This window comes from Nocardia sp. NPDC050710, assembly GCF_040654375.1.
Classification (GTDB): Bacteria; Actinomycetota; Actinomycetes; order Mycobacteriales; family Mycobacteriaceae; genus Nocardia.
In genome coordinates this window covers 342,611-364,064 of the sequence record NZ_JBFAHV010000001.1, presented here as the reverse complement: position 1 = coordinate 364,064, position 21,454 = coordinate 342,611, and the positions used below count along the sequence as shown (strand labels likewise).

General features: G+C 67.5%; 13 protein-coding genes. 9 read left to right on the top strand and 4 right to left on the bottom strand.

The features are described 5' to 3' along the window. The first annotated feature begins 134 nt into the window (after positions 1–134). The 9 genes from AB0H61_RS01585 to AB0H61_RS01545 all read left to right on the top strand — a co-directional run bounded on the left by AB0H61_RS01585 (position 135) and on the right by AB0H61_RS01545 (position 16,727). Positions 135–653, top strand: coding sequence for a hypothetical protein (locus tag AB0H61_RS01585; RefSeq protein WP_357297865.1), 519 nt, complete (start codon positions 135–137; stop codon positions 651–653). A gap of 150 nt (positions 654–803) precedes the next feature. After that, positions 804–2,099, top strand: a complete 1,296-nt coding sequence (locus AB0H61_RS01580; protein ID WP_357297863.1) for an ABC transporter substrate-binding protein — start codon at positions 804–806, stop codon at positions 2,097–2,099. Continuing rightward, a complete protein-coding gene (locus AB0H61_RS01575) occupies positions 2,096–3,913 on the top strand; it encodes a hypothetical protein (protein WP_357297861.1) in 1,818 nt (605 codons plus the stop codon). Before AB0H61_RS01580 ends, AB0H61_RS01575 begins: the two co-directional genes overlap by 4 nt. Beyond that, on the top strand, positions 3,910–5,523 hold the full coding sequence (locus tag AB0H61_RS01570; RefSeq protein ID WP_357297858.1) for a tetratricopeptide repeat protein: 1,614 nt from the start codon (positions 3,910–3,912) through the stop codon (positions 5,521–5,523). The genes AB0H61_RS01575 and AB0H61_RS01570 overlap by 4 nt, the downstream gene beginning before the upstream one ends. Positions 5,524–6,035: 512 nt before the next feature. Beyond that, positions 6,036–6,224 carry a hypothetical protein gene (locus tag AB0H61_RS01565; RefSeq protein WP_357297857.1) on the top strand — a complete coding sequence of 63 codons (189 nt, stop codon included), beginning with the start codon at positions 6,036–6,038 and terminating at the stop codon, positions 6,222–6,224. Positions 6,225–6,226: 2 nt separating this feature from the next. Then, complete coding sequence (locus AB0H61_RS01560; RefSeq protein ID WP_357297854.1) at positions 6,227–7,177, top strand: CorA family divalent cation transporter; 951 nt, start codon at positions 6,227–6,229, stop codon at positions 7,175–7,177. Between the two features lie 375 nt (positions 7,178–7,552). Then, positions 7,553–13,885, top strand: a complete 6,333-nt coding sequence (locus tag AB0H61_RS01555) for an SDR family NAD(P)-dependent oxidoreductase (protein WP_357297851.1) — start codon at positions 7,553–7,555, stop codon at positions 13,883–13,885. After that, positions 13,882–15,300: an MFS transporter gene (locus AB0H61_RS01550; RefSeq protein ID WP_357297849.1), complete on the top strand. Its 1,419-nt coding sequence runs from the start codon at positions 13,882–13,884 to the stop codon at positions 15,298–15,300. The genes AB0H61_RS01555 and AB0H61_RS01550 overlap by 4 nt, the downstream gene beginning before the upstream one ends. 32 nt (positions 15,301–15,332) lie before the next feature. Beyond that, a complete protein-coding gene (locus AB0H61_RS01545) occupies positions 15,333–16,727 on the top strand; it encodes a condensation domain-containing protein (protein WP_357297846.1) in 1,395 nt (464 codons plus the stop codon). 65 nt (positions 16,728–16,792) lie between these two features. Here AB0H61_RS01545 and AB0H61_RS01540 read toward each other — a convergent pair whose 3' ends face one another. From AB0H61_RS01540 to AB0H61_RS01525, 4 genes are read right to left on the bottom strand one after another with little or no spacing between them, the layout of a single operon-like run. Continuing rightward, complete coding sequence (locus AB0H61_RS01540) at positions 16,793–17,938, bottom strand: ferredoxin--NADP reductase (RefSeq protein ID WP_357297844.1); 1,146 nt, start codon at positions 17,936–17,938, stop codon at positions 16,793–16,795. A gap of 50 nt (positions 17,939–17,988) precedes the next feature. Beyond that, positions 17,989–19,008: an SDR family NAD(P)-dependent oxidoreductase gene (locus tag AB0H61_RS01535; protein WP_357297842.1), complete on the bottom strand. Its 1,020-nt coding sequence runs from the start codon at positions 19,006–19,008 to the stop codon at positions 17,989–17,991. Beyond that, positions 19,005–20,549, bottom strand: a complete 1,545-nt coding sequence (locus AB0H61_RS01530) for an NAD(P)/FAD-dependent oxidoreductase (protein ID WP_357297840.1) — start codon at positions 20,547–20,549, stop codon at positions 19,005–19,007. The genes AB0H61_RS01535 and AB0H61_RS01530 overlap by 4 nt, the downstream gene beginning before the upstream one ends. A 10-nt stretch (positions 20,550–20,559) precedes the next feature. After that, entirely contained in the window at positions 20,560–21,438 is an 879-nt protein-coding gene (locus AB0H61_RS01525) for a metal-dependent hydrolase (RefSeq protein WP_357297838.1), read from the bottom strand. Positions 21,439–21,454 lie beyond the last annotated feature (16 nt).

Here is a 21,454-nt window from a genome sequence, read left to right as displayed (position 1 = left end):
CCGGCGGCCGCTGCGCAGCTCGTGTGACCACTCGGGTAGTCGATTACTCACGTTTCCCGGGCGTTGGGGGACGAAGATGAATTCGTATCTCCGTCGAGATGTCAAAAGAACCCCGAGAGCTGGAGGTGATCGATATGGCTGTCAAAGCAGTACTGCAGAAGAAATGCCCGCCGTCCGGGACGGTCTACATCGTGCCTGGATTCCTCGACGTCCGGAACGGGTCGGACCTGATCACCGCGGCCGGCCGCGGAGAGATCATCGTCGACATAATGCCTACTGGCGTGGCAAGAGCGAAATTCGTCAATCCAACGGCAAAACTGCGTCTCATCGAACCCGCTGGATGCGAGTTCCAACTCCCCACCGTCGCCAACGTCCCCCACGACAGAAAGTGGACGTATTCCATTGCGGGAGACAAGACTCGGATCGAATGCGTGATCTTCGGGGAGCGGGAGATCAACCGAGACCTCGGCAACTCACTCAGCTACCGGTTCCCGATTACCGGTCGCGCCGGACGCGAGTGCAAGGTCGAAGTTCTCATGACCGCGGAGCCGATCGAGGTGGTTACCAATTCCTGCCTGTGGACCGTATCCGGTCTCAACACCGACACCACCAACATCGGGAACAAGCCCCTCGACGCTGTCGTAAGTGGTTGACGAGCGCAGGATTCGTTCGTGGCCAGGGTGTTTCCCCCTGTTGGGAAGCCGTCATAATTGGAGGCGCGGCGGTTGACGGAGATCGCTCACGCATGTCCGCTGTCGCGGGGATAATCGGAACCGACTGTCAGGTAACGACATCGGGGACGTATGGGAACGCGCAGAGCGTTGCTTCGGGCGGGAACGGTACTGCCGCTGCTCGCCGCCTGTGCCCCCGACCTGCTCGGTAACTCCGATACGGTGCGGATCGGGGTGTCCTGGAGTGGCGCCGAATTGGCCGCCTTCCGCGATGTGCTCGCACACCTGCGGCCCGGGCCGCCGATCGAGGTCGTGCCGCTGGGCGACGATATCGGCACCGCGTTCACCGCGGCCGGTCGCGCGGCGCCCGATATCGTGATGCTGCCGCAGGCGGGGCAGGTGCGGGAGCTGGCGGCGGACGGCAAGCTGCGTCCCGTCGCCGAGGCGCTGTGGCAGGTCTCGCGACCGGACGAACCGTCGCGGTATCCGCCGTACTGGCGACAGCTGCTGTACCACCGCGGCAAACCCTACGGGGTCCCATTCAAAGCCTCCGCCAAGTCGCTGGTCTGGTTCGACCGCGAATCCGTCGAGCGCCATCGCCTGGGCGATCCGCAGCGATGGACCGTCGCGGACTGGATCAATCGCACCGAAGTGCTGGCGGGCACGCCGATCCGGCTCTTCGCGCTCGCGGCGGCGGACGGATGGGTGCTGACCGATGTCTTCGAGAATATGCTGCTGGCCGAATCTCCCAGGGACTATGACGCTTTGGCGTCGGTCACCGCGGATCGGCGCTGGGATCGGACCGCCGTCCGCGAGGCGCTGCGGCATCTCGGATCGTTGTGGGGCGGTCGGTCGGCGTTGCCCGGCGGGACCGGGCACGCGCTGACGCGGCAGTTTCCGGATGCCGTGCGGGAGGTTTTCGACCGGAGGACCGCGGTGATGGTCGTGATGCCGGACTTCGCCGAACCGATCGTGCGTCGCTGCCTGCGCCACACCGGGCGCACCGACGATGTGGTCGGTACCACGTGGTTCCCGTCCGTTCGGGCCGACTCGCCACGGCCGAGGATCGTCGGAGGCGACGTCATGGTGGTCACCGCCCATGCGGGACCGGCCGTCGCCCGCGTGGTCGACGCGCTGGCCGCGCCGCAGGCCCCGGTGCCCTGGATCGAGCGTGTCGGCGGCTTTCTCGCGCCGAATCAGCGCACCGCCGTGACGTATTCCTCGATACTGCGGCCGGTGGCGGGGGAGTTGGTGTCGCACAGCGCCTTCGATCTGTCGGATCGGATCGGGGCCGTCGGCGGTCGCGACGGTCTGTGGCGGGTGCTGACCGACTTCCTGGTCGAGATCGGCGATGCGGCGGGCGCCGTACCACCGGCGATCGATCGGGCCGTGCGCGCACTCGACGAATTCGAGAGGCGGCGGCGATGAACTCCGACATCGAAATCAACGGTCTCCGTATGGAACTCGCCACCCGGCCGATGCGCGGAGCGCTGGTGCCCGGCGCTCACCCGCGGCGGTGGGTGAGCTGGACCTGGTTGATCCCGGCGGCGGCGCTCATGGCAGTGCTGGTCGTGCCCGCGATAGTGACGGCGGTCCAGGCGGTGCGCACTCAGCCCGCGGTTCCGGTGTGGTGCGTTGTCGCGGCCGGTGCGTTCGTCACGCTCATCGCGCTGTTGCGCCGTCCCGGGACGCCGACCCGGGCTCGAGTCGCATCCGAATTCGCGCTCGGGGTACTTGCCGCCGCCGCGGTGGTCTTTCTCGGCCGAGCGCTCACGCCCGCGGGTGCGTTGCCGTACCTGTACACCCTGGTGCTGGTGGCCGCGGCGGTCGTATTGCTGCTCGGCGCATTGCTGGTCGCGTGGTCGATGCGCGGACGCTGGTGGCTGTGGTTGCCGCTGATCGTGCCGTGCGGGGTCGCCGCCCTGGTCTCCGGAGTCGCGTTCCGGCTGATATTCCAGCGGCTTGCCGACGGATTCGGGTTCGGCGGCGTCGAATCCTATCGCTGGTGGTTCGCGGCCTTGCCCGTCGTCGCCTTCCTGTGGACCTGGTTCGGCTTCGTGACCGCGCTCCTCCACGACGGTATCCGTGCCGTGGAGAACGATCCGGTCCGGTCCGGATATCTGCGGCGGGTGAGCGGCCGCACGCGGCTGATGCGGCTGTTCGAGCTGCTGCGACCGGTGATGTTGATCGTCGGCCTTGTGGTCGGCATCGCGGCGGCCCGGGCGTTCGACGTGATCCTGATCGGCGTGCCGTGGTCGCTCCAGGACCGGGTCGACAGCGCGACGGTGCGCTGGTGGCGGCTGGCGGGCGATCCGGAGGTGGCCGCGGGTACGGCGGCGGTCTACGCCTTCCCGCTCGCGGCGCTCGTCGGGGTGGTGGCCTGGTGGCTGCAGACCGATGTCAGCAAGCACCGCATCAGCGTTGGCGCTGCCGGATCACCGGAGCCGCGTGACACCAGGTACCGGCCCGGCGCCCTCCGCTGGTTCGGTGGCTTCCTGGTGCTCGCGTTGATCGGCGGGCCGATCGTGGTCCTCGGCATCGCGGCGATATACGGCCCCTACGGCTTCCAGCTCGAGGCGATCACCGGGCTGTGGGGTGATCAGACGCTGTGGCATTCGCTGCTCACCTCCGGGTGGGTGGCACTGCTGGCCACGCTGCTGGTGGTGACGGCGGCCGTCCCGGTGGCACACCGGCTGGCGGCGGTTCCGTCGGATCGGTGGATCGCGCGGATCGCGGTCGTATGCCTCGTTGTGCTCGCGGTGCTGCCGGTGCAGAGCTATCTCGGTCCGGTCGACGCCGTCATCGACGATTGGGGCCTGTCAGGGACGCGGGTGCCGCTGATCCTGGTGCACGCGGCAGCGGGCCTTCCGATCGCCGTCCTGATCCTGCGCGCGGCACTGCTCGCGCCGCCGGACAGTCGGGCCGCGGATATCTTGCACGGACTGGCAGGTCACGGCACCACGGTGCGGCGCGTACTCGGCACCGCGGGGCCCGCGCTGGGCGCGGTGGCGGTGCTGGAGCTGATCCAGGTGTGGAACGACTTCTGCGTCGGACTGATGATCAGCGGCGCGGGCGCCAATCCGTGGTCGCTGCTGCTCTGGGGTGAGGCACGGCAATTCGAGGAGAACGCGGCGCGGCTGGCCGCGGGATCGCTGGTCTCGGCGGTACTCCCGGTGCTGCTGCTGGTGCTGACCTGGCGTCGCTGGCTGGTGCCCGGATTGACCGGAGGTGCGCTGCGTTGACCGAACAGCCGGACCGTGGCGCGGGCTTCGCGCGCGGTTCCGGCACGCCCAGATCCTCACTGTGGCGCGGGATTCTGGGCGGAGCGCCGGTGGTGTCCTCGGCGGTGGCTCTGGAACTCGGCCGCGATCTGGTGGTCAATTCGTTCGGTGACACCGAAGTGATCAAGACGCTCGCGACCACCTTGCGGTCCCTCGCGGTGCTACTGGTCGCCGGTGGGCTGTTGTACGCGGGATACCGGTGGTACGCGCGGCGTCACGAGAATTCCCGGGCCGCAAGGCAGCTCGAACTGCTCGTGGATTTGGACGAGCCGGGTGTCGTGGTGGCGGGACTGCCCGCCCCGGCCTCACCAGGGCCGCGGAACCCGGATCCCGGACTGAACAATCGCGAGGCCGCGGTATTGCGCGAGCTACCGATCCGGCACTTCGACAGCACCGCCGTACTGGCCGTGCTGGCCGCGATCATCGAGGTGCCCGCGCGACTGCCGGAGTCGGCGCCACCGCCGCGGTTCCCCGGCGCGACCGCGCTGCTCGATCACCTGGTGGACTTGCGCGTACTGACATTGCTGGACGCGCAGCGGTATTGGCTGAGCAGGGAGCCCACGGTGCCCGCGCGTGCGGAGATCGTCGCCGAGCCCGCCTGGGCGGCCGCGGTGTGGGCGCTGGTGCACGACTGCGCGGAGCGGGCCAGCCGATGGTCGGTGGCCGTCGAATCCACCCGGCACGCGCCCGCGGCCCGGCGTTGGTTCGAGTCGGCCGAACCGATGCTGCATGAGCTGGTACTCGGCTGCGCGCGAGAGGATTTCGCCACTGTATTGCCCGCGGCGGCCTTCCCCGAACTCCTGCGCATCGTCGACGCGTTGGATGTCTGGTACGCCAGGATCGGTTCGACCGAGACGGCTGTCCTCTGCGCCGAGCTCGCCACCCTGTCCCAGCTGGATGACTTTGTTCTGCAGCGCGATCTGATCCAGTTGCGCGCGGGACGTCTCGCCAAGCCGCCGCCACGGTATCGGCCACTGCGCTGGGCCACCAGTCTGCTCGCGCGCTGGGAGCACGATGCCGCACTGCGGGCCCTGGCCGCGCCGACGCCCGATCTGTCCGCTGCCGCCGACCGGCTGGCGCGAGCCTGGTGGTTGCTGCCGCGCGCGGATGTGGGCGCGGAGGTGTGTGCGTTGATCAACCTCGCCGTCGTCGCGCTTCGGCAGGGTCGGCTCGAGGCGGCCCAGGACCGGCTGGATCTGGTCTTCGCCCACACCGGGGGCGGTCGTGAGCCCGGTGGGCGCACGCACGCGCACGAGATCATGGGCATCGTATGCTGGGCGCGGGGCGAGCCGCGGCGTGCGCTGCGGTGCTGGCAGCTGGCGCTGACCGGATACCGGGCGTTGGCCGACGACGTCGGCATCCGGCGTTGCCTGCGTCACCTCGGCGGCGCGCTCATGGTGGCGCCCGAGCACGGGCGCGTAGTACTCGGTGCGCCGCCGCCGGATGGCGCGCAGGTGCGACGGCAGGCCGCGGGCTGGCTGGCCACCGCCGCCTCATCGAATCCACCGGATCGGGAATCCACGATCGATCGGTGGCCGGAGCCGGTCGCCGATCCGGACCTGGAGCCGTAGTTCGCGGCACGGCCGCATGGTCGCCGCTCGTGGCGAAAGTTCGTTGTGCCCGGTCACTTCCGCTCGCACCGTACGGGGTGGCGCGCCTCGCAATACTCGCGCAACTGATTGACGTAGCAGCTGTGCGGGTTTCTAATGAGGGATGGCGCAGTTCGTGCGCGGTCAGCAAATAACGAAGCGGGGTGAGCGGCAGATGCCGGATGACAGTATCGACGTCCAACGCCGGGTTGCTCTCGCGAAACGGGTTGCGCCGCTGCGTCGTTGATCTGCCCGTGCGGTCCGTCGGCGTCGTGTCGCCGACCGACCGCCTGATGCGGCACAGATTTACGAATTCATATTTCGACCCGACCGGTCGGCACCTTCGATTCGGTGCTGCCCGGTCGTACTGTGCGGCGCGGCCGATCCGGTCGCCCGCGGTCCGGGTGGGACGCGATATCGCCCTGCCCCCGCGTGTCCGCTCGCGGTAGCGCGGACACTACCATCGACGACGATCCGAACCCTGGAGTTCCGCTATGGCGAGTCTGTTCATGAAGCCCGAAATATCGCACCGCGCACCGAATCTGGAGAGGCAGGCGATCTGGTTCACGATCGGGCTCTACTTGCTGATCAGTGCGGGGCTGTTGACCATGCACTACGCCCATCCCCAGCATCCGGTCGGCACGTCGTCGGTGTCGCCCGCCCACTCGTCACCGGGCCGGTAGCGGTGCGCGCCCTCACCGCGCCCCTGCCCGGCGCCGCCGATCGCTTCGACACCGAGGTACTCGGTCAACACTGGATTCCGCTATCGGCCACCGATGCCGAGACCGCAGTGGTGCTGCGCGAGCGGCTCGGCGTGGATTTCACCGCGGCTCGCAATCGTGTCTGGGAGACAGACGATTTCATCTACCTACCGGTCGTGGTGAATTACAAACGCGGCGATACCATCGAACGCGAGACCATCGTCTTCGCACTCGGCGACGAGTTCGTGGTGACCTTGCAACCCGCGGAGCCCTTCACTCCCTTCGATAAGGCCATCGCGAAGATGCGGCGCAATCCCGCGCTCACCGGATCGGCGCACGGCGTCATGTACGCGCTGCTATGGGCACTGAACGAGGCCTCCGAGCGGGTCATCCTCTACGCCAGCGACGCGCTGGAGGCGATGAACGACGACATCGAGATGGCGACCAACGGATACGACCGCCGCGGCCGTGAGATCGGCGTGGCGGATATGCGCGGCACCATGTCCCGCATGAACGCCGCCGAGGAGATCGTCTCCCGGGTCCAGGAGAGTCAGTTACAGCTGGCCCGCGCCGCGCGCCATCTGCGCACCGATATCGCCGGGCGCACAGGCGAACTCGACAGCGTCATCGCCATCCTGATCGCGGACATCGATGGCGTCAAAGAACACGCGGGCTTCGAACACGACAAGGTCCGCTATCTCCAGCAATCGGTGATGACGTGGCTGGATGTCAAACAGAACCAGATCGTCAAGGTCTTCACCATCATCACCGCGGTCTTCCTGCCGCCGACTCTCATCGCGACCTTCTACGGCATGAACTTCACCTGGATGCCGGAACTGGAGTGGCAGTACGGCTTTCTCGCCACCACCGTGATGACCCTGATCGCCGCGGTCATCCCGCTCGTCTACATCAAACGCAAGGGCTGGCTGCGCTGAACCGCGGATAGCGGCATTCCTTCCGGGGCGGCAGGTCGCTGTCGCGCCCGGGAGACGCCCGGCATGGCTCCGAGGCCGGTGACGCGGGCGCGGCGGATCCTACCCGCAATCCATATCGTGACGCTGGTGGCTGGGCCGGTTCACAGTGCGCGTATCGGCGCGGTTGTGGGACTGACCGAATCTGCGAACGAGAGTGCTCGCGGCGCCCGTGTCCGTGGGTACGATCGAGCCAATCCAGCAGTGGCGCAGGACAATTGCGCACTGCCAGTGGGTTGCCCGCGGTGGTCGGTCGCCGCGGAACACCGAGTCGAGTGTCGACCATTCCGCGAGTATCGGGAATGGCGCCTTGTGTTGCCCGAATTCGGGAGGATCTAGATGTCGGATATTGCCATCGTCGGTATCGGCTGCCGTTTTGCCGGTGGCATCGACTCACCGGAGAGCTTCTGGGAATTCGTGGTGGATAAGCGGGACGCGGTGGTGGAGATTCCCCCCGACCGCTGGGACTACCGGCGCTACTACGACCCGGACAAGCGGGTGCCCGGCCGCAGCTACACCAAGCGCGGGGCGTTCCTGACCGGTGATCCGTGGAAATTCGATCCCGACTTCTTCGGGATCTCGGTACGGGAGGCGACGGGTCTGGACCCGCAGCAGCGGTTGCTGCTGGAGGTGACCTGGGAGGCGCTCGACGACGCGGGCGTCGCGGGCCGCGCGGCGGGTGAGTCGGTCGGCGTCTACGTCGGCGGGTTCGTGGTGGATCAGTCGGTGGTCGGCGTGGTGGGGCCCGCGTTGGCGCATGTCGATATGCACACGGCGGCGAGTGCGTCCTACACCATGCTTTCCAATCGAATTGCCTACGCGCTCAATCTGATCGGTCCGGCCCTGACCGTCGATACGGCATGCTCCTCGTCGCTGGTCGCCTTCCACCTGGCGTGTCAGGCATTGGCGAACGGGGACTGCCGGGTGGCGCTGGCCGGGGGCGTGAACGTCATGTTGCAGCCGGAGACGTTCGTCATGATGTGCAAGGGTGGCTTCCTCGCCGCTGATGGACGCTGCAAATCCTTCGACGCGTCCGGCGACGGCTACGGGCGTGGTGAGGGTGGGGGCATGGTGGTGCTCAAGAAGCTCGACGACGCAGTGCGTGACGGCGACCGGATCTACGCGGTGGTCAAGGCGACCGGGTCCAACCAGGACGGGCGGACCACGGCCATCACCGTGCCCAACGCGGATTCGCAGGAATCGCTGGCCCGGGCGGTCTGTGCCCGCGCTGGGCTCGCACCGGAGCAGATCACCTATGTGGAGGCGCACGGCACCGGTACTCCGGTCGGCGACCCCATCGAATTACGCGCGCTCGGCCGCGTGTACGGCGCCGACGCCGGGCGTCCCACCTCGTTGGGCGTCGGCTCGGTCAAGGCCACCCTCGGCCATACCGAGGCCGCCTCCGGCATCGCGAGTGTGATCAAGTCCGCCTTGGCGATCCGGCATCGGACCATTCCGCCGCAGGGGTGGCTCGACCAGCCCAATCCGGATATCCCGTTCGGGGAATTGGGATTGCACATCCAGGTCGAGCCGGAGCCGGTCGGACCCGATATCGAGCGAATGACGATCGCGGTCAACGGTTTCGGCTACGGCGGTACGAATGCCCATGCGATCCTGCAGGAGTTCCTACCCGAACCCGTCGTGCGATCCGGCCCGGCCCGGCATTTCGGAGTGCTGCCGCTCTCGGCACGCAGCGCGCCCGCGGTCCGGGCACTGGCGGGCCGCTTCGCCGACCTGCTCGCCGCGGGCGCCGATGTCGATCACCTGGCCGAGGCGGCCTGGACGCGACTGGCGCACCATCAATTCCGCGGCGGCGCGCTCGTCGGTGACTCGGCCGACCTCATTCGGGATCTGCGGCAGTTCGCGGCGGGCGAGGGCCGTGACGCGACCCGCACCATATCCCGTCGCACCGCGGAGCCGGTGTTCGTCTTCTCCGGTATGGGTCCGCAGTGGTGGGGTATGGCCCGGGAATTGCTCGGCGCCGGTGGCGTTTTCGCCGCGGCAGCGCACGAGATCGATGAGCTGTTCGGCGAGCTGGCCGGTTGGTCGATCATCGAGGAGCTGCTGCGCCCCGAGGAGGAGTCCAGGGTTTCGAGCACGGAGGTCGCACAGCCCGCCAACTTCCTGGTGCAGGTGGCATTGGTGAGCGAGCTGGCGGAGTACGGCATCGCTCCGGCGGCGGTGGTGGGGCACAGCGTCGGTGAGGTCGCCGCCGCCTATATCGCCGGCATGCTGTCGCTCGAGGATGCGGTGCGAGTGGCCTATCATCGAGCCCGGCTACAGGCCACCACGGCGGGTGCCGGCGGCATGCTCGCGGTCGGTCTCACCAGGGAACAGGCCCTCGAACTCATCGGCGACGACGCGGCGGTGGATATCGCCGCGGTGAACAGCACGAGCTCGCTCACCCTCTCCGGCAACGTCGACCGCCTGGACGAGATTGCCGAAAAGCTGACGGAACAGGGCGCTTTCGCGCGGCGCCTACGGGTAGAGGTGCCGTATCACAGCAGACTGATGGACCCGATCCTGGACGACCTGCGCACCGAGCTCGCCGAGCTTTCCCCGCATGTGCCCGCCATCCCGCTGTACTCCTCGGTCACCGGCGCTGCGGTGACCGAGGCCGACTGGGATGCCGAGTACTGGTGTGCCAATGTCCGGCAGCCGGTGCGGTTCGCCGATGCGATCGGCGCCCTCATCGGCGCCGGCAGCCGGGTATTCCTCGAGGTCGGTCCGCATCCGGTGCTGTCCGGCAGTATCCGCGAAATCCTGCTCGGCGCGGGCGATAACGGCGCGACGGTATCCACCCTGGACCGCAAGCAGTCCGATTCCGAAAGCCTCCGCAAGACCCTCATCGGTCTCTACGGCGCGGGCGTGCTGGACCTGGATGTGCTTTTCCCGCCCGGATTTCCGGCCACGCCACACCTGCCGCTGCCGCGCTATCCGTGGCAGCAGACGCGGTTGCATGCGCCGCTGCCCATCTTCGAGCAGCTGCGACTCGGCACGCCGGGCGGTTACGCCATGCTCGGCGACCCGGACTTCGAGGGAAGGGCGGGATGGCAGTTGCAGATCGGCACCGAAAAGCTGCCGTGGCTGGCCGATCACGTGGTCGGTGGGGTACGAATCCTGCCCGGCGCGGCATATCTGGATGCGGCGCTCAGCGCCGCGGTGAGCCGGATGGCGGATAAGCGCGTGGCACTCGAACAGGTGCGTTTCGTCGCACCGCTGATCATGAGCACGCCCGATGTGCCGCTGCTGGAGTTCAGCATCGAAGAGTCCAGTGGGCGCTTCCTGATCCGATCCCGCAGCGCGACGGGGAGCGTCTGGACCGTCAACGCCGTCGGCCGGCTGCTGTCGGGAATCTACGAACCGTCGAAAACCACACTGCCGGAATTGGATTCCGCAGTCGACTTCGCACCGGACCTGTTCTATGCGGCACTGGCCGCCCGTGGGTTGCAATACGGCCCGGCCTTCCGGCGGGTGACATCGGTGCGGGCGGCTGCTGATACCGTTGTCGCGACCGTCGACGGGACGATCGCCGCCGATTCAGGGCATCTCGCGCATCCCGCGGTGGTCGACGCGGCGATGCAGACGGTGGCGCTGCTGTTCGCGGCCGACAGCTTCGGCGAGGGTGCCATGGTGCCGGTCGGGGTGCGCGCCGTGCGGATGTTCGCCCCGCTCGCGGATGAGGTCACCGTGGTCGCCCGGCGCGACCCGGCCGCCCCATTGCGCGCCGATGTGGATCTGCTGGATGCCGAACAGAATCTCTGCCTCCAACTGGTAGGCGTCCAGGTCGGCGCGCTGACCCCCGGCAGGAGCCCGCTGCACCGAATGGTCGACTTCTTCTACGCCGACACCATGGAGCGGCGGGACCCGATCGATCCGAGCGGGCTGCCCGCCGCCGAGATGACCGCGACCGTGGTGGTCGGACTCGGCGGCGGCGCCAGGGCCGAGCAACTCGCCGCGGCGATCCCCGGTTCCCGATTCCATCTCACTGCGGAGGAGGACCAGGATCTGGAGGCGGAGCTGAACGCCCACCTGCGGGCCGCCGCGATGCCGGGCGTAACGCGGCTGCATGTCTGTGTGGTGGCGGGAGCCGTCGAGGACGACCTGGCCGACCTGTGGACCCTGAAACGAATCGCTTTGGCGGTGGACGCCTTCGTGGAGGCAACCGATACCGAAGTATTGGCGGGCATCGGCGATGGATCGTGTCATATCACCGTGGTGACCGAACGGGCATTCACTCTGCCCGACAGTGCGGCCGTGCCGAATTCCGCGCACGCGGCGCTGGCCGGTGCCCGGCGCGTGCTGCTGAATGAGCAGACCCGGCTGCGGTGGCGGCTGATCGATGTCGAACCCGGCACCTCCGTCGCGGATCTGGTCGCGGAACTTCTGGTTCCGGGCGCGTTCTCCTACGACAACTCCGACGAGGTGCTGTTGCGCGAGGGTGTCCGCTGGGTACCGGTGGTCACCAAACCGCTCCAGGAACGCATCGATACGCTGGAAACCGCGCAGCCGCTGACGGATTCGGAGGCGGATTTCGAGCTGGAACTGCCGCGTTCCCGGCTGCTGTCCGCGCTGGCCTGGCGCCGTTGCCCGCGCCGCGATCCCGGCCCCGGTGAGGTCGAGGTGCGGATGCGGGTCATCGGGCTCAATTACAAGGACCCGCTCAAGGTGATGGGCATTCTCGGCGAACGCGAGCTGGCGGGCACATTCTTCGGCACCTCGCCCGGTATGGAGGGTGTCGGCACGGTGGTGCGGCTCGGGGCCGGAGTCGAGGATGTGGCGGTGGGCGATCTGGTGGCGATCGCCGCCAAGGGCATGATGCGGCGCTACCACATCGTCGGTCAGCATGCGGTGATCCGGCTGCCCGAGGGGGCCGAGCCCGGATTCTGTACCAGCACTACCGCCTTCGGCACCGCCGAATACGCGCTACTGGATCTGGCGAGGCTGCGACCGGGGGAGACGGTCCTGATCCACGGCGCGGCGGGCGGCGTCGGGTCGGCGGCGATCCAGGTCGCCCGCGCAGCGGGGGCTCGCATCATCGGCACGGCGGGTACCGACGAGCGGCGTGCGCATATCCTCGCGCTCGGCGCCGACCACGCGCTGAATTCGCGGTCGCTGAACTTCGCCGACGACGTACTCGGGTTGACCGACGGCGCGGGCGTCGATGTCGTACTCAGTACGGCACCGGGCGAGATTCTGCGGCAGAACTTCAAGGCGGTCACGGAATTCGGGCGGATCGTGGAGGTCGGCAAAGCCGACGTCTATACCGGCGGCCTGCTCGAGCTGGCCAACTTCGACAAGAACCTGGCGTACTTCTCGGTCGATCTGGACCGAATGTGTGCGGTGCGTCCGGCCCAGCTCGCGGATCTGCTGCGCCGGGTCTACGACAAGATCGAGACCGGGGTGTATCACCCGCTGTCGTACGAATTATTCGAAATCCACGAGGTGTCCAAAGCTTTCGACGAGGTCATCCGCTCGACGCGGATAGGCCGGGTGGCGATCAGCATGGACGAACCGGCGCCGCCCGTCCGACCGCAGCTGCCCGAGGTCGAGATCGACGGTGCCGCAAGCTATCTGATCACCGGCGGTTTCGGTGGTTTCGGCCTGGCGACCGGTCGCTGGCTGGTGAGCAAGGGCGCGCGCAGGCTCGTTCTGGTCGGACGTGGCGGCGCGAATTCCGAAGCGGCCCGCCAGCAGCTGACCGCGTGGCGGGCGGGCGGTATCGATATCGTCGAGGAACTCGCCGATGTCGCCGACTTCGACGCGGTGGCGGCCATTGTCGGCCGGGCGCACAGCGCAGAGCATCCGCTGCGGGGCATCTACCACGCGGCAGGCGCGGTGTCCGACAACCGGGTCGCGCTCATGGACATCGATCAGCTGACGAAGGTGTATCGGCCCAAGGTACACGGCGCCAGGGTCCTGCGTCGCGCCGTCACCGAGGCGGGTATTCGGCTGGACATGTTCGTCCTGTACTCCTCCGGCGGTTCGATGTTCGGCATCTTCGGCCAATACAACTACTGCGCCGCCAATGTCGCGGTGGAGGCACTGGCCGAAGAGTGGGCCAGGGCGGGGGATCGCGTGGTCTGCGTCGGCTGGGGTCATATGTCGGGTGCGACCGGTGGTATGGCCGCCGATGACAAGGTCGCGAAGTATCTCGAGGTGGTGGGCTTCGACCCCATCGACATGACCGACGGCACCGTCTATCTGGAGCAGGCGCTGCGGCTGGGCCGGACCAGGGTGGCGATCATCCCCACCGACTGGACCAAACTCACCGCCGCCTTCCCGCAGCTGAGCCGCACCGGCAGGCTGGCCGCGCTGGCCGCGGCCTCGGTCGAGGACAATTCGGCGGCGGCGAAGATGAGGGCCGAGCTGGCGGCGCTGGACGAGGGTAAGCGCGGCCAGGCGGTGGCCAGGATGCTCGCCGATCAGCTCGCCGTGGTGATGGGCGTTGCGCCGGAGTCGATCGACCTGACGGTGCCGGTGCCGGAGCTGGGGTTGGATTCGCTCATGGCCGTGGAGTTCGGGACGCGGGTGAGTAAGTCGCTCGGCATCGAGCTGATGTCGCTGCAGATGGGGCGCTCGTTCAGCCTGGAACAGGTCGGACCCAAGGTGGCCGAGCTCATTCTCTCGGATTCTGCCGGGGTGGCCGCACCCGCCGAGGCGCGGCCGTGACCGAGGTCGGTACTCGCGCGTCCGCCGAATCGGCGGAGGGTGAGCGCGCCGCCTGGCTGGCCTTCACGGGATGTCTCCTCGCGGTGTTCATGCAGATGATCGATGTGACGATCGTGAACACGGCCCTGCCGAATCTCACCGCGGACCTGGGGGCCTCGCGGTCGGCGCAGCTGCTGGTCATCTCCGGTTACTCGCTCGCCTTCGCCTGTACGCTGCTCACCGCGGCCGGGCTGGGCGAGCTGGTGGGCCGCCGCACCATGTTCCTCGCCTCGGTGACGGCCTTCACCGCAGCGTCGGTGTGGTGTGGGATATCCACCGGCGCTACGGAATTGGTGGTTGCCCGGGTCGCGCAGGGGATGGCCGGGGCAGGGATGGCAGCGCAGACGATCGCCATTCTGACGGCGAGCTTTCCGCGCGGTAGGCATCAGCAGGTCTTCGCGCTGTACGGTGCCACGGCCGGATTCGCCGGCATGCTCGGACCGATCCTCGGTGGAGCCCTGATCACCGCCGATATCGGGGGATTCGGCTGGCATTCGGTATTTCTGATCAACCTGCCGCTGGGGATCGTCGCGTTCGCGCTGGCATTCCGGTACCTGCACCTCGGCAAGCCGAGCGAACGCGAGCGCCTGGATCTGGTCGGCGCGGTGCTGTCCACCGTCAGTCTGTTCGCATTACTCGGTGCGCTCGCCGATCTTCAGCAGAATGGTTGGCGGCCGGGGCCTTTCGCGACAATCGCGGGTGCGCTCGGGCTCGCGGCGGTGTTCCTGGGGCATCAGCGCCTGCTGACCCGGCGCGGTCGCGCGCCGCTGGTGCGGTTGGATCTGTTCGCGGACCGCGGATTCCGGGTCGGCGCGATCCTGGTGACGATGTTCTTCGGGTTGTTCACGGCGTTCGTCTTCGCGATATCGATCACGCTGCAGGACGAATTGCACTTCTCCCCACTGCGTACCGGGTTGGCGATGACACCGTTCGCCCTCGGCGCCGGCGCCGGCGCATTGGCCTCGCCGTGGCTGGTGCGGCGCTGGGGTGTGCGGGTGCTCGCGGCCGGAATCGCGGCGTACGGCGGCTGCATTGCCCTCGGCGCGGGGTATCTTCAGCTCACCGGCGGGGTCGTCGACCTGGCGACGGCGGTGGGACCGGTCTTCATTTCCGGGCTCGGCGTCGGCCTGTTCGGGGTGCAGTTGCAACCCCTGATGCTCGCGGGTCTGGATCAGCGTCGGATGGATGCGGCATCCGGGCTTCTGCCTACGATCGAGCAGATCGGCAATGGAGTCGGTCTAGCGGTGCTGAGCACGATCTTCTTTCGTGCGCACACCCTCGGTGGCAGCGTCACTATGCTGTCGGCTATCGCGGTGGTGGCCATCGGCATGGGCGTCCTGACCCTCGCGCTGCCCGACCTTCCCGCGCAGCCGTAGCCCTCCATTTCGGATCGAATCGAGGTACCCCCGTGGTCAGTTTCGGGCTAATCGACGAATGGGATCCGGCCCCGGGCCGTCTCGTCAGCTGGACGGCGTCGCCGGAGTCGGTGGCACGCGCCGCAGCGGCGCCGGTGCATCCGACGCCGCCGTCGCATCAGCAGGAGGCGTACCTGCGGGTGGCGCACCGTAATGCGGCCGCGGAATTCCGCTACTCCGGGCTGTGCGTAGTCACCGCCGAGGTTCCCGGCCGCCTCGACCAGGCGGCGATGACTCGCGCGATCAATGCATTCCTGGTGCGCCACGACACCTTTCGGACATGGTTCGCCATCGAGGCCAGTGGCCGGGTGCGCACACACTTGGTCGCGCCGGAGGTAATCGACTTCGTGGCCACCGAGTACGGCGAGATCGACAATGCCGAGGCCATTCGCGAGCATGTTCAGAAGCAGACACCCGGTCCGTTCCAATGGGATTGCTTCACCTTCGGCATCGTCGAGCGCGAGGAGTCGACCACCGTCTACATCGCGGCCGACCACCTGCACACCGACGGTGTCGCGCAATACCTTTCCTGCTTCGACCTGGCGCAGCTCTACGCCAGGGAGGCGTGGGGACACAGCGACGAACTACCCGTTCCGGCACGTTACCTCGAATACCGTGCGCGCGAACGTGATCACTCCGACCAGCTGACCCTCGCCTCGCCCGGCGTCCGGAAATGGTTGGAGCTGGTACGCGGCAATGACGGCGAATTACCCTCCTTCCCACTCGATCTCGGTCGACGTAGCGATGGATACAACCGCAGCGCGCATCGAACGGTCCCGCTTTTCGACGAGTCGGCGGCGCTGCGCTTCGAACAGGTCTGCCGCGAGCGCGGCGCGGAGTTCACCGGCGGTATCTTCGCGGCGGCGGCACTGGCCGAACGCGAACTCACCGGCGCCGACTACTACTTCACCATGACGCCGATCAGCACCCGATCCTCGCTGTCGGAGTTGGCGTCCGTCGGCTGGTACGCGACTCTCATCCCGGTGGCCTTTCCGATCGGTGCGAGCGCGTCCTTCGAGCGTATCGTGATCGCCGCGCAGCGGGCCTACCAGAACGGGCTGCAGCTGACGTCCGTCTCGTTGCACCGGGTACTGGAGCTGGTGCCCGAGAATGCGGGAATCGCCGTGCGGCCCGGCTGGTCCAACCCGATGCTCTCCTATGTGGACGCCCGTGACTTCGCGGGCAGCGAGTTCTTCGATATCGCGCGCGGGGGCGTCTACGCCAACCGCGCCGCCGCCGAGGAGGTGCTCATGTGGATCAACCGGCTGCCCTCGGGAACCTCCCTGAGCGTGATCTACCCCGATACGCCGGTGGCGCACGAATCGGTGGATCGCTATGTGCGCGTGTTGAAGTCGGCATTTCGCGCGGTTGCGGACGGGACGCGCTAGATCGCGGTCGGCCGACGGCGTTCGAGTAGTGGTCGACCACCTTCTGTGACAAGGCATTACCGTTGCTATTGGTCGAAGGCGATGTCGACCCGCGCCGACTCCGGCAGCGTCTGGCAGGCCAAGGTGAGTCCCCGTGCGAGTTCGTCGTCGATGAGTGCCTCGTTCCGCACCATCCGGGTGCGGCCTCGTTTCACCGAGCAGACGCAGCTACCGCAGGCCGATTCGCGGCACACATAGGGAGCGTCGATTCCGTTGTCGAGTAAGACATCCAAGAGCCGGTGATGTGTGGGCCAGTCGAGTCGGTGCGTCGCGCCGTCGATCTCGACCCGGACCACGGCCACGGCGCCGATCGGTGTATCGGCGGAATCCAGGCTGTCGTCCGTGGTGTCGGATGCCGCCGACACCACGGCGACCGGCGCGACCGCATCGGCGACCTGCCCACCGAATCCCACGGCGGTGGTCACGGCTCTCGAACTCGATCCGGCCCCCTCGAACGGATTTCTGTCCAGCGAACGGAATTCCTCCCGGTGAATGCGGAAGCGCGATACCCGCAGCGCATCTGCGGCCGACTCCAGTGTTGCCACGAATCCGGTTGGACCGCAGAGGAACCACTCCCGGCGGGCATACGGTTTCAGCACCTTCGCCAATCCGCGAGCGGTGGGCAGTCCGCGCTCGGATTCCAGCCACTGCAGCACCCGCAGGCGGCGCGGGTAGCGGCGGGTCAGCTCGGCGAGTTGCCGGGCGAAGATCACCGAGTTCCGGTCCCGGTTCGCATACAGCACAGCGATATTTCCGCGTCCGATGCCGAGCATGGATTTGATGATCGACATGATCGGCGTGATGCCGCTACCGCCCGCGCACAGCAGCACATCGGCGTCGAACCGCCGCGGCCCGAAGTTGCCCGCCGGTCCCAGTACGGTCAGCAGATCGCCCGCCACCACGGTGTCGCACAGCAGATTCGAGGCGAAGCCGCCCGGCACGCGTTTCACGGTCACCGCGAGCCGCGCGTCGCAGTGCGGGCTGCTGCACAGCGAGTAGCAGCGGGCCACCGAACCGGTGCGTTCGCTGGGAACCCGCACCGTCAGGTATTGGCCCGGGCGGTAACCGAATCGGTCGGTGAGATCGTCGGGAATCTCCAGCACCAGGGTGCGGGCGTCCGCGGTCTCGGCGATCACCTCGCGGACCTTCACGACGTGTGTGCGTGCGTTCATTCGGGTTCTCCGATCGTGTACACCCCGGTCCGACGGGTCCGGCCCTGGATTCAGCGCCGCCCGTTGTTCCGAGTCGCCCCCGATTCCGGTGCGGGCCGGATGCCCTGGTCGACACTGGTTTCCGCGGGTACCCGCCGGGATTCGCGTGTCGCCGGATCGATCCGCGATGATCCCGACCCGACGGCGTCCGCGATCCGCAGCGCACCTTCACCGAGCCGCCGCATCAGATCGATCGAGAACGGTTGGGCGATTCGGCGGTTCAGCCCGGGCGCGATACGGAGCAGGAAGTATCCCAGCCAAGCCTCCGTGCGCACCGGGACGATCGCCAGGTCGTAGCGCACGGCCCGCCGCACCGCCCGCGCCACCAGATCCGGGCTCAGCGGGGAGTACGGCAGGTTCGCCGCGGCCTGCTGAATGCGGTGGCTGATCTCCTTCCCCCGTGCGATCAATTCCTGATCGATACCGACCGTGATCGCGTGCTCGCCGATATTCGTATTGATCACGCCCGGGCAGATGGCGCTCACGCCGATACCTTTGGGCCCGAACTCGAGTCGCAGACATTCGGTGAGCATCTTCACCCCGGCCTTGGAGACCGAGTAGGCCGACATCACCGGCGTCGGCGTGAACGCGGCCGCGGAGGCGATGTTCACGATGTGTCCGCGTTTGCCGCTGTCGATCATCTGGGCGCCGAATACCCGGCATCCGTGCACCACCCCGAACAGGTTGACGCCCAACTGGCGTTCCCAGTCGGCGGGTGTGAGATCCAGGAATGCGCCGCCGACCAGCATCCCGGCATTGTTGACCAGCACGTCGGGCACCCCGTGATCGGCGAGTACATCGCGGGCGAAGGCCTCCCAGGCCACCGGATCCGTGACATCCAACCGGGCCGCCGACGCGCGCCTGCCCCGCGCGTGGATCATGGCCGCGGTGGCGAGCGCGGCATCGAGATCGATATCGGAGACCACGACGTGCGCGCCGTGGCGCGCGAAGCGGAGAGCGGTGGCCCGGCCGATCCCGCTGCCCGCCCCGGTCACCACCACCAGCTCGGGCCGCAGGTCATTGAACTTCATGCCGATCCCTCCAGGACGGGGCCGGTCTCGCGGACCGCGACGCCATGGCCGTAGTGGTAGTCGTTCAGATCGAAATGGCGGTTCTGCCAGTACATCTCGCCGTGTGTCGAGGGACGGAACGGCGAATCGCCGTGACTGTTGATGTAGTAGGTGTTCGATCCCGCGCAGACGTCGGTGAACAGGAAGTTCTTCTGCTGGCGCCGAAGGCATTTCGCGAAGTACTCGTCGTGTGCGGGTCGGCTGATCTCACAGACCGTCGCCCCGCGCCGCTTGGTCTCGGCGATGGCGCGGCTCAGATGCGCGGCGGTGGCTTCGATCATCCAGATGTAGGAACCGAGTACGAATCCGTACGGCCCGGTAATGCTGAACAAATTCGGGAAGCCGGGCACCGATACCCCGTGGTAGGCCTGGAACCGGTGCCGATCCCAGAACTCACCGAGATCGAGCCCGTCCCGCCCGACCACGGGGAACGGCGGCACCGAATCCTTCTCCCAGAGTTTGAATCCGGTCGCGCAGATCAGCACGTCCGCATCGTGGTGCGCGCCGTCCTCGGTGACCACACCGTGTTCGCCGATGAACCCGATCGGCTCGGTGACCAGACTGACATCGGAGCGGTTGAAGGTCGACAGGTAGTCATTGGACATCGACGGCCGCTTACAGCCCAATCCGTAACGGGGCGTGAGCTTATCCCGCAGCACCGGGTCGTGCACCTGGGACCGCATCCAGCGGCGCACCGGAATTTCGGCCAGCCGCCTGCCCGCGTCGGTCAGCCAGGACGGACCGGCCACCAGCCCGCCCATCCCGATCTCGGTCGCGACGGTGCCCGCGAACCGGATACCCGAGCGCAACAGCGGCTGGTTCAGCACCGCCCGGCCCAGCCTGCCCACCGCCGCGTCGGTCTTGGGGAACACCCAGATCGGAGTGCGCTGGAAGACCGTCAGATGGGCAACCCGGTCGACGATGGCGGGCACCAATTGCAGCGCGGTGGCGCCGGTGCCGATCACCGCGACCCGCTTGTCCGCCAGCGCGACGTCGTCGTCCCACAGCGCGGTGTGCACGAGGACGCCGCCGAAGTCGCGCAGGCCCGGAATCTCCGGCATCTTCGGGCGTTCCAGCCCGCCGACCGCCATCACCACGAACCGCGCGGTCATGCTCCGGCCGCCATCGGTGCCGAGCAGCCACAGCCCATCGTCGGCGTCGAAGACCGCCGATACGATCGTGGTGCTCGAGCGCAGCTTCGGGCGCAGGCCGTATTTGTCGACCATATCGTCGGCATAGTCGCGTAGTTCGGTGCCGGGTGCGAAGATCCGCGACCAGTCACCGCGCTGCTCATAGGAGAAGCTGTAGATGAACGACGGAATATCCACCGCGACACCGGGGTAGGTGTTCGCATGCCAGGTGCCGCCGACCCGATCCCATTTGTCCACAATGATGAAGTCATGGATACCTTTGCGCTGCAAAGCGATTCCCGCGCCGATACCGCCGAATCCGGCACCGATCACGACCACCTCGTGGTCGGCGTGCCGCTGTTGTCCGGTCACTATCGAACTCCTATCTGACTCGGTCGAGCAGTTCGCCGTCTGCGCCGAATAATTCGCGCTGCCAGTGCCGCACGAGCGCCTCGGTGTCGATATCGTCCGGGTGGAAGCCGGGCCGCAGGTATTCGCCGACCTCGGCGGTCAGCCCCTTCACCAGCGGTCCGCGCAGCACGTCGACGGCTTGGCGGGCCACTTCGATCGGATGCCAACCGGAGGGATCGAGCGCGATCGATAGCGCGACCGCGAGCGATACCAGCGGAATCGCGCCGAGATAGGGCAACAGCATCACCGTGATGCGCATCCGCTCGGTGCCGCCGACCGCGCGATAGACATCGAAGGCGACCGCCTTGTGCTCGAGTTCTTCCAGTGCGTGCCAGTTGAGCAGGTTGTGTACCTCGGGGTCGCCGGGAAGCGCCTGTAATTCGGGGCTGGTCAGCAGACGTCGGGCTAGCGTGGCGGTGTAGTGCTCGGCGGCCGCGGTGCCCGCGAGGTGCAGCCGGGCCGGGATGAGGTTCTCGACGCGTATGACGGCCTGCTCGCGTCGGCTGTCCGCACCGAAGGCGGGTATCCGAACCAGCGTGTAGCCCATACGGATCAGCTGATCGTTCAGCTCCCGATGTTGCTGCCCGTGCATGGCCTCCTGGCCGATGAATCCGGCCACCCGCTTCTTCAGCACCGGATCGGTGATCCGATCGGAGAATCGTCGGACCGACCGGATGAACGACTCCTCACCGGGCGGGAAGGCCGAGGAAAGCAATGCCACGAGGTGGCTCATCACGATGTCGCCCTGGACATAGTGCCGGTTCTTAGGGTCGGGCGCGCCGAACCGGAAGCGCATCCGGCGCGCCTTCGGATAGGCGGTGGCGCCGTGGGATTTCAGGCTGGTGCTCATGTGAATCTCCGTTGAT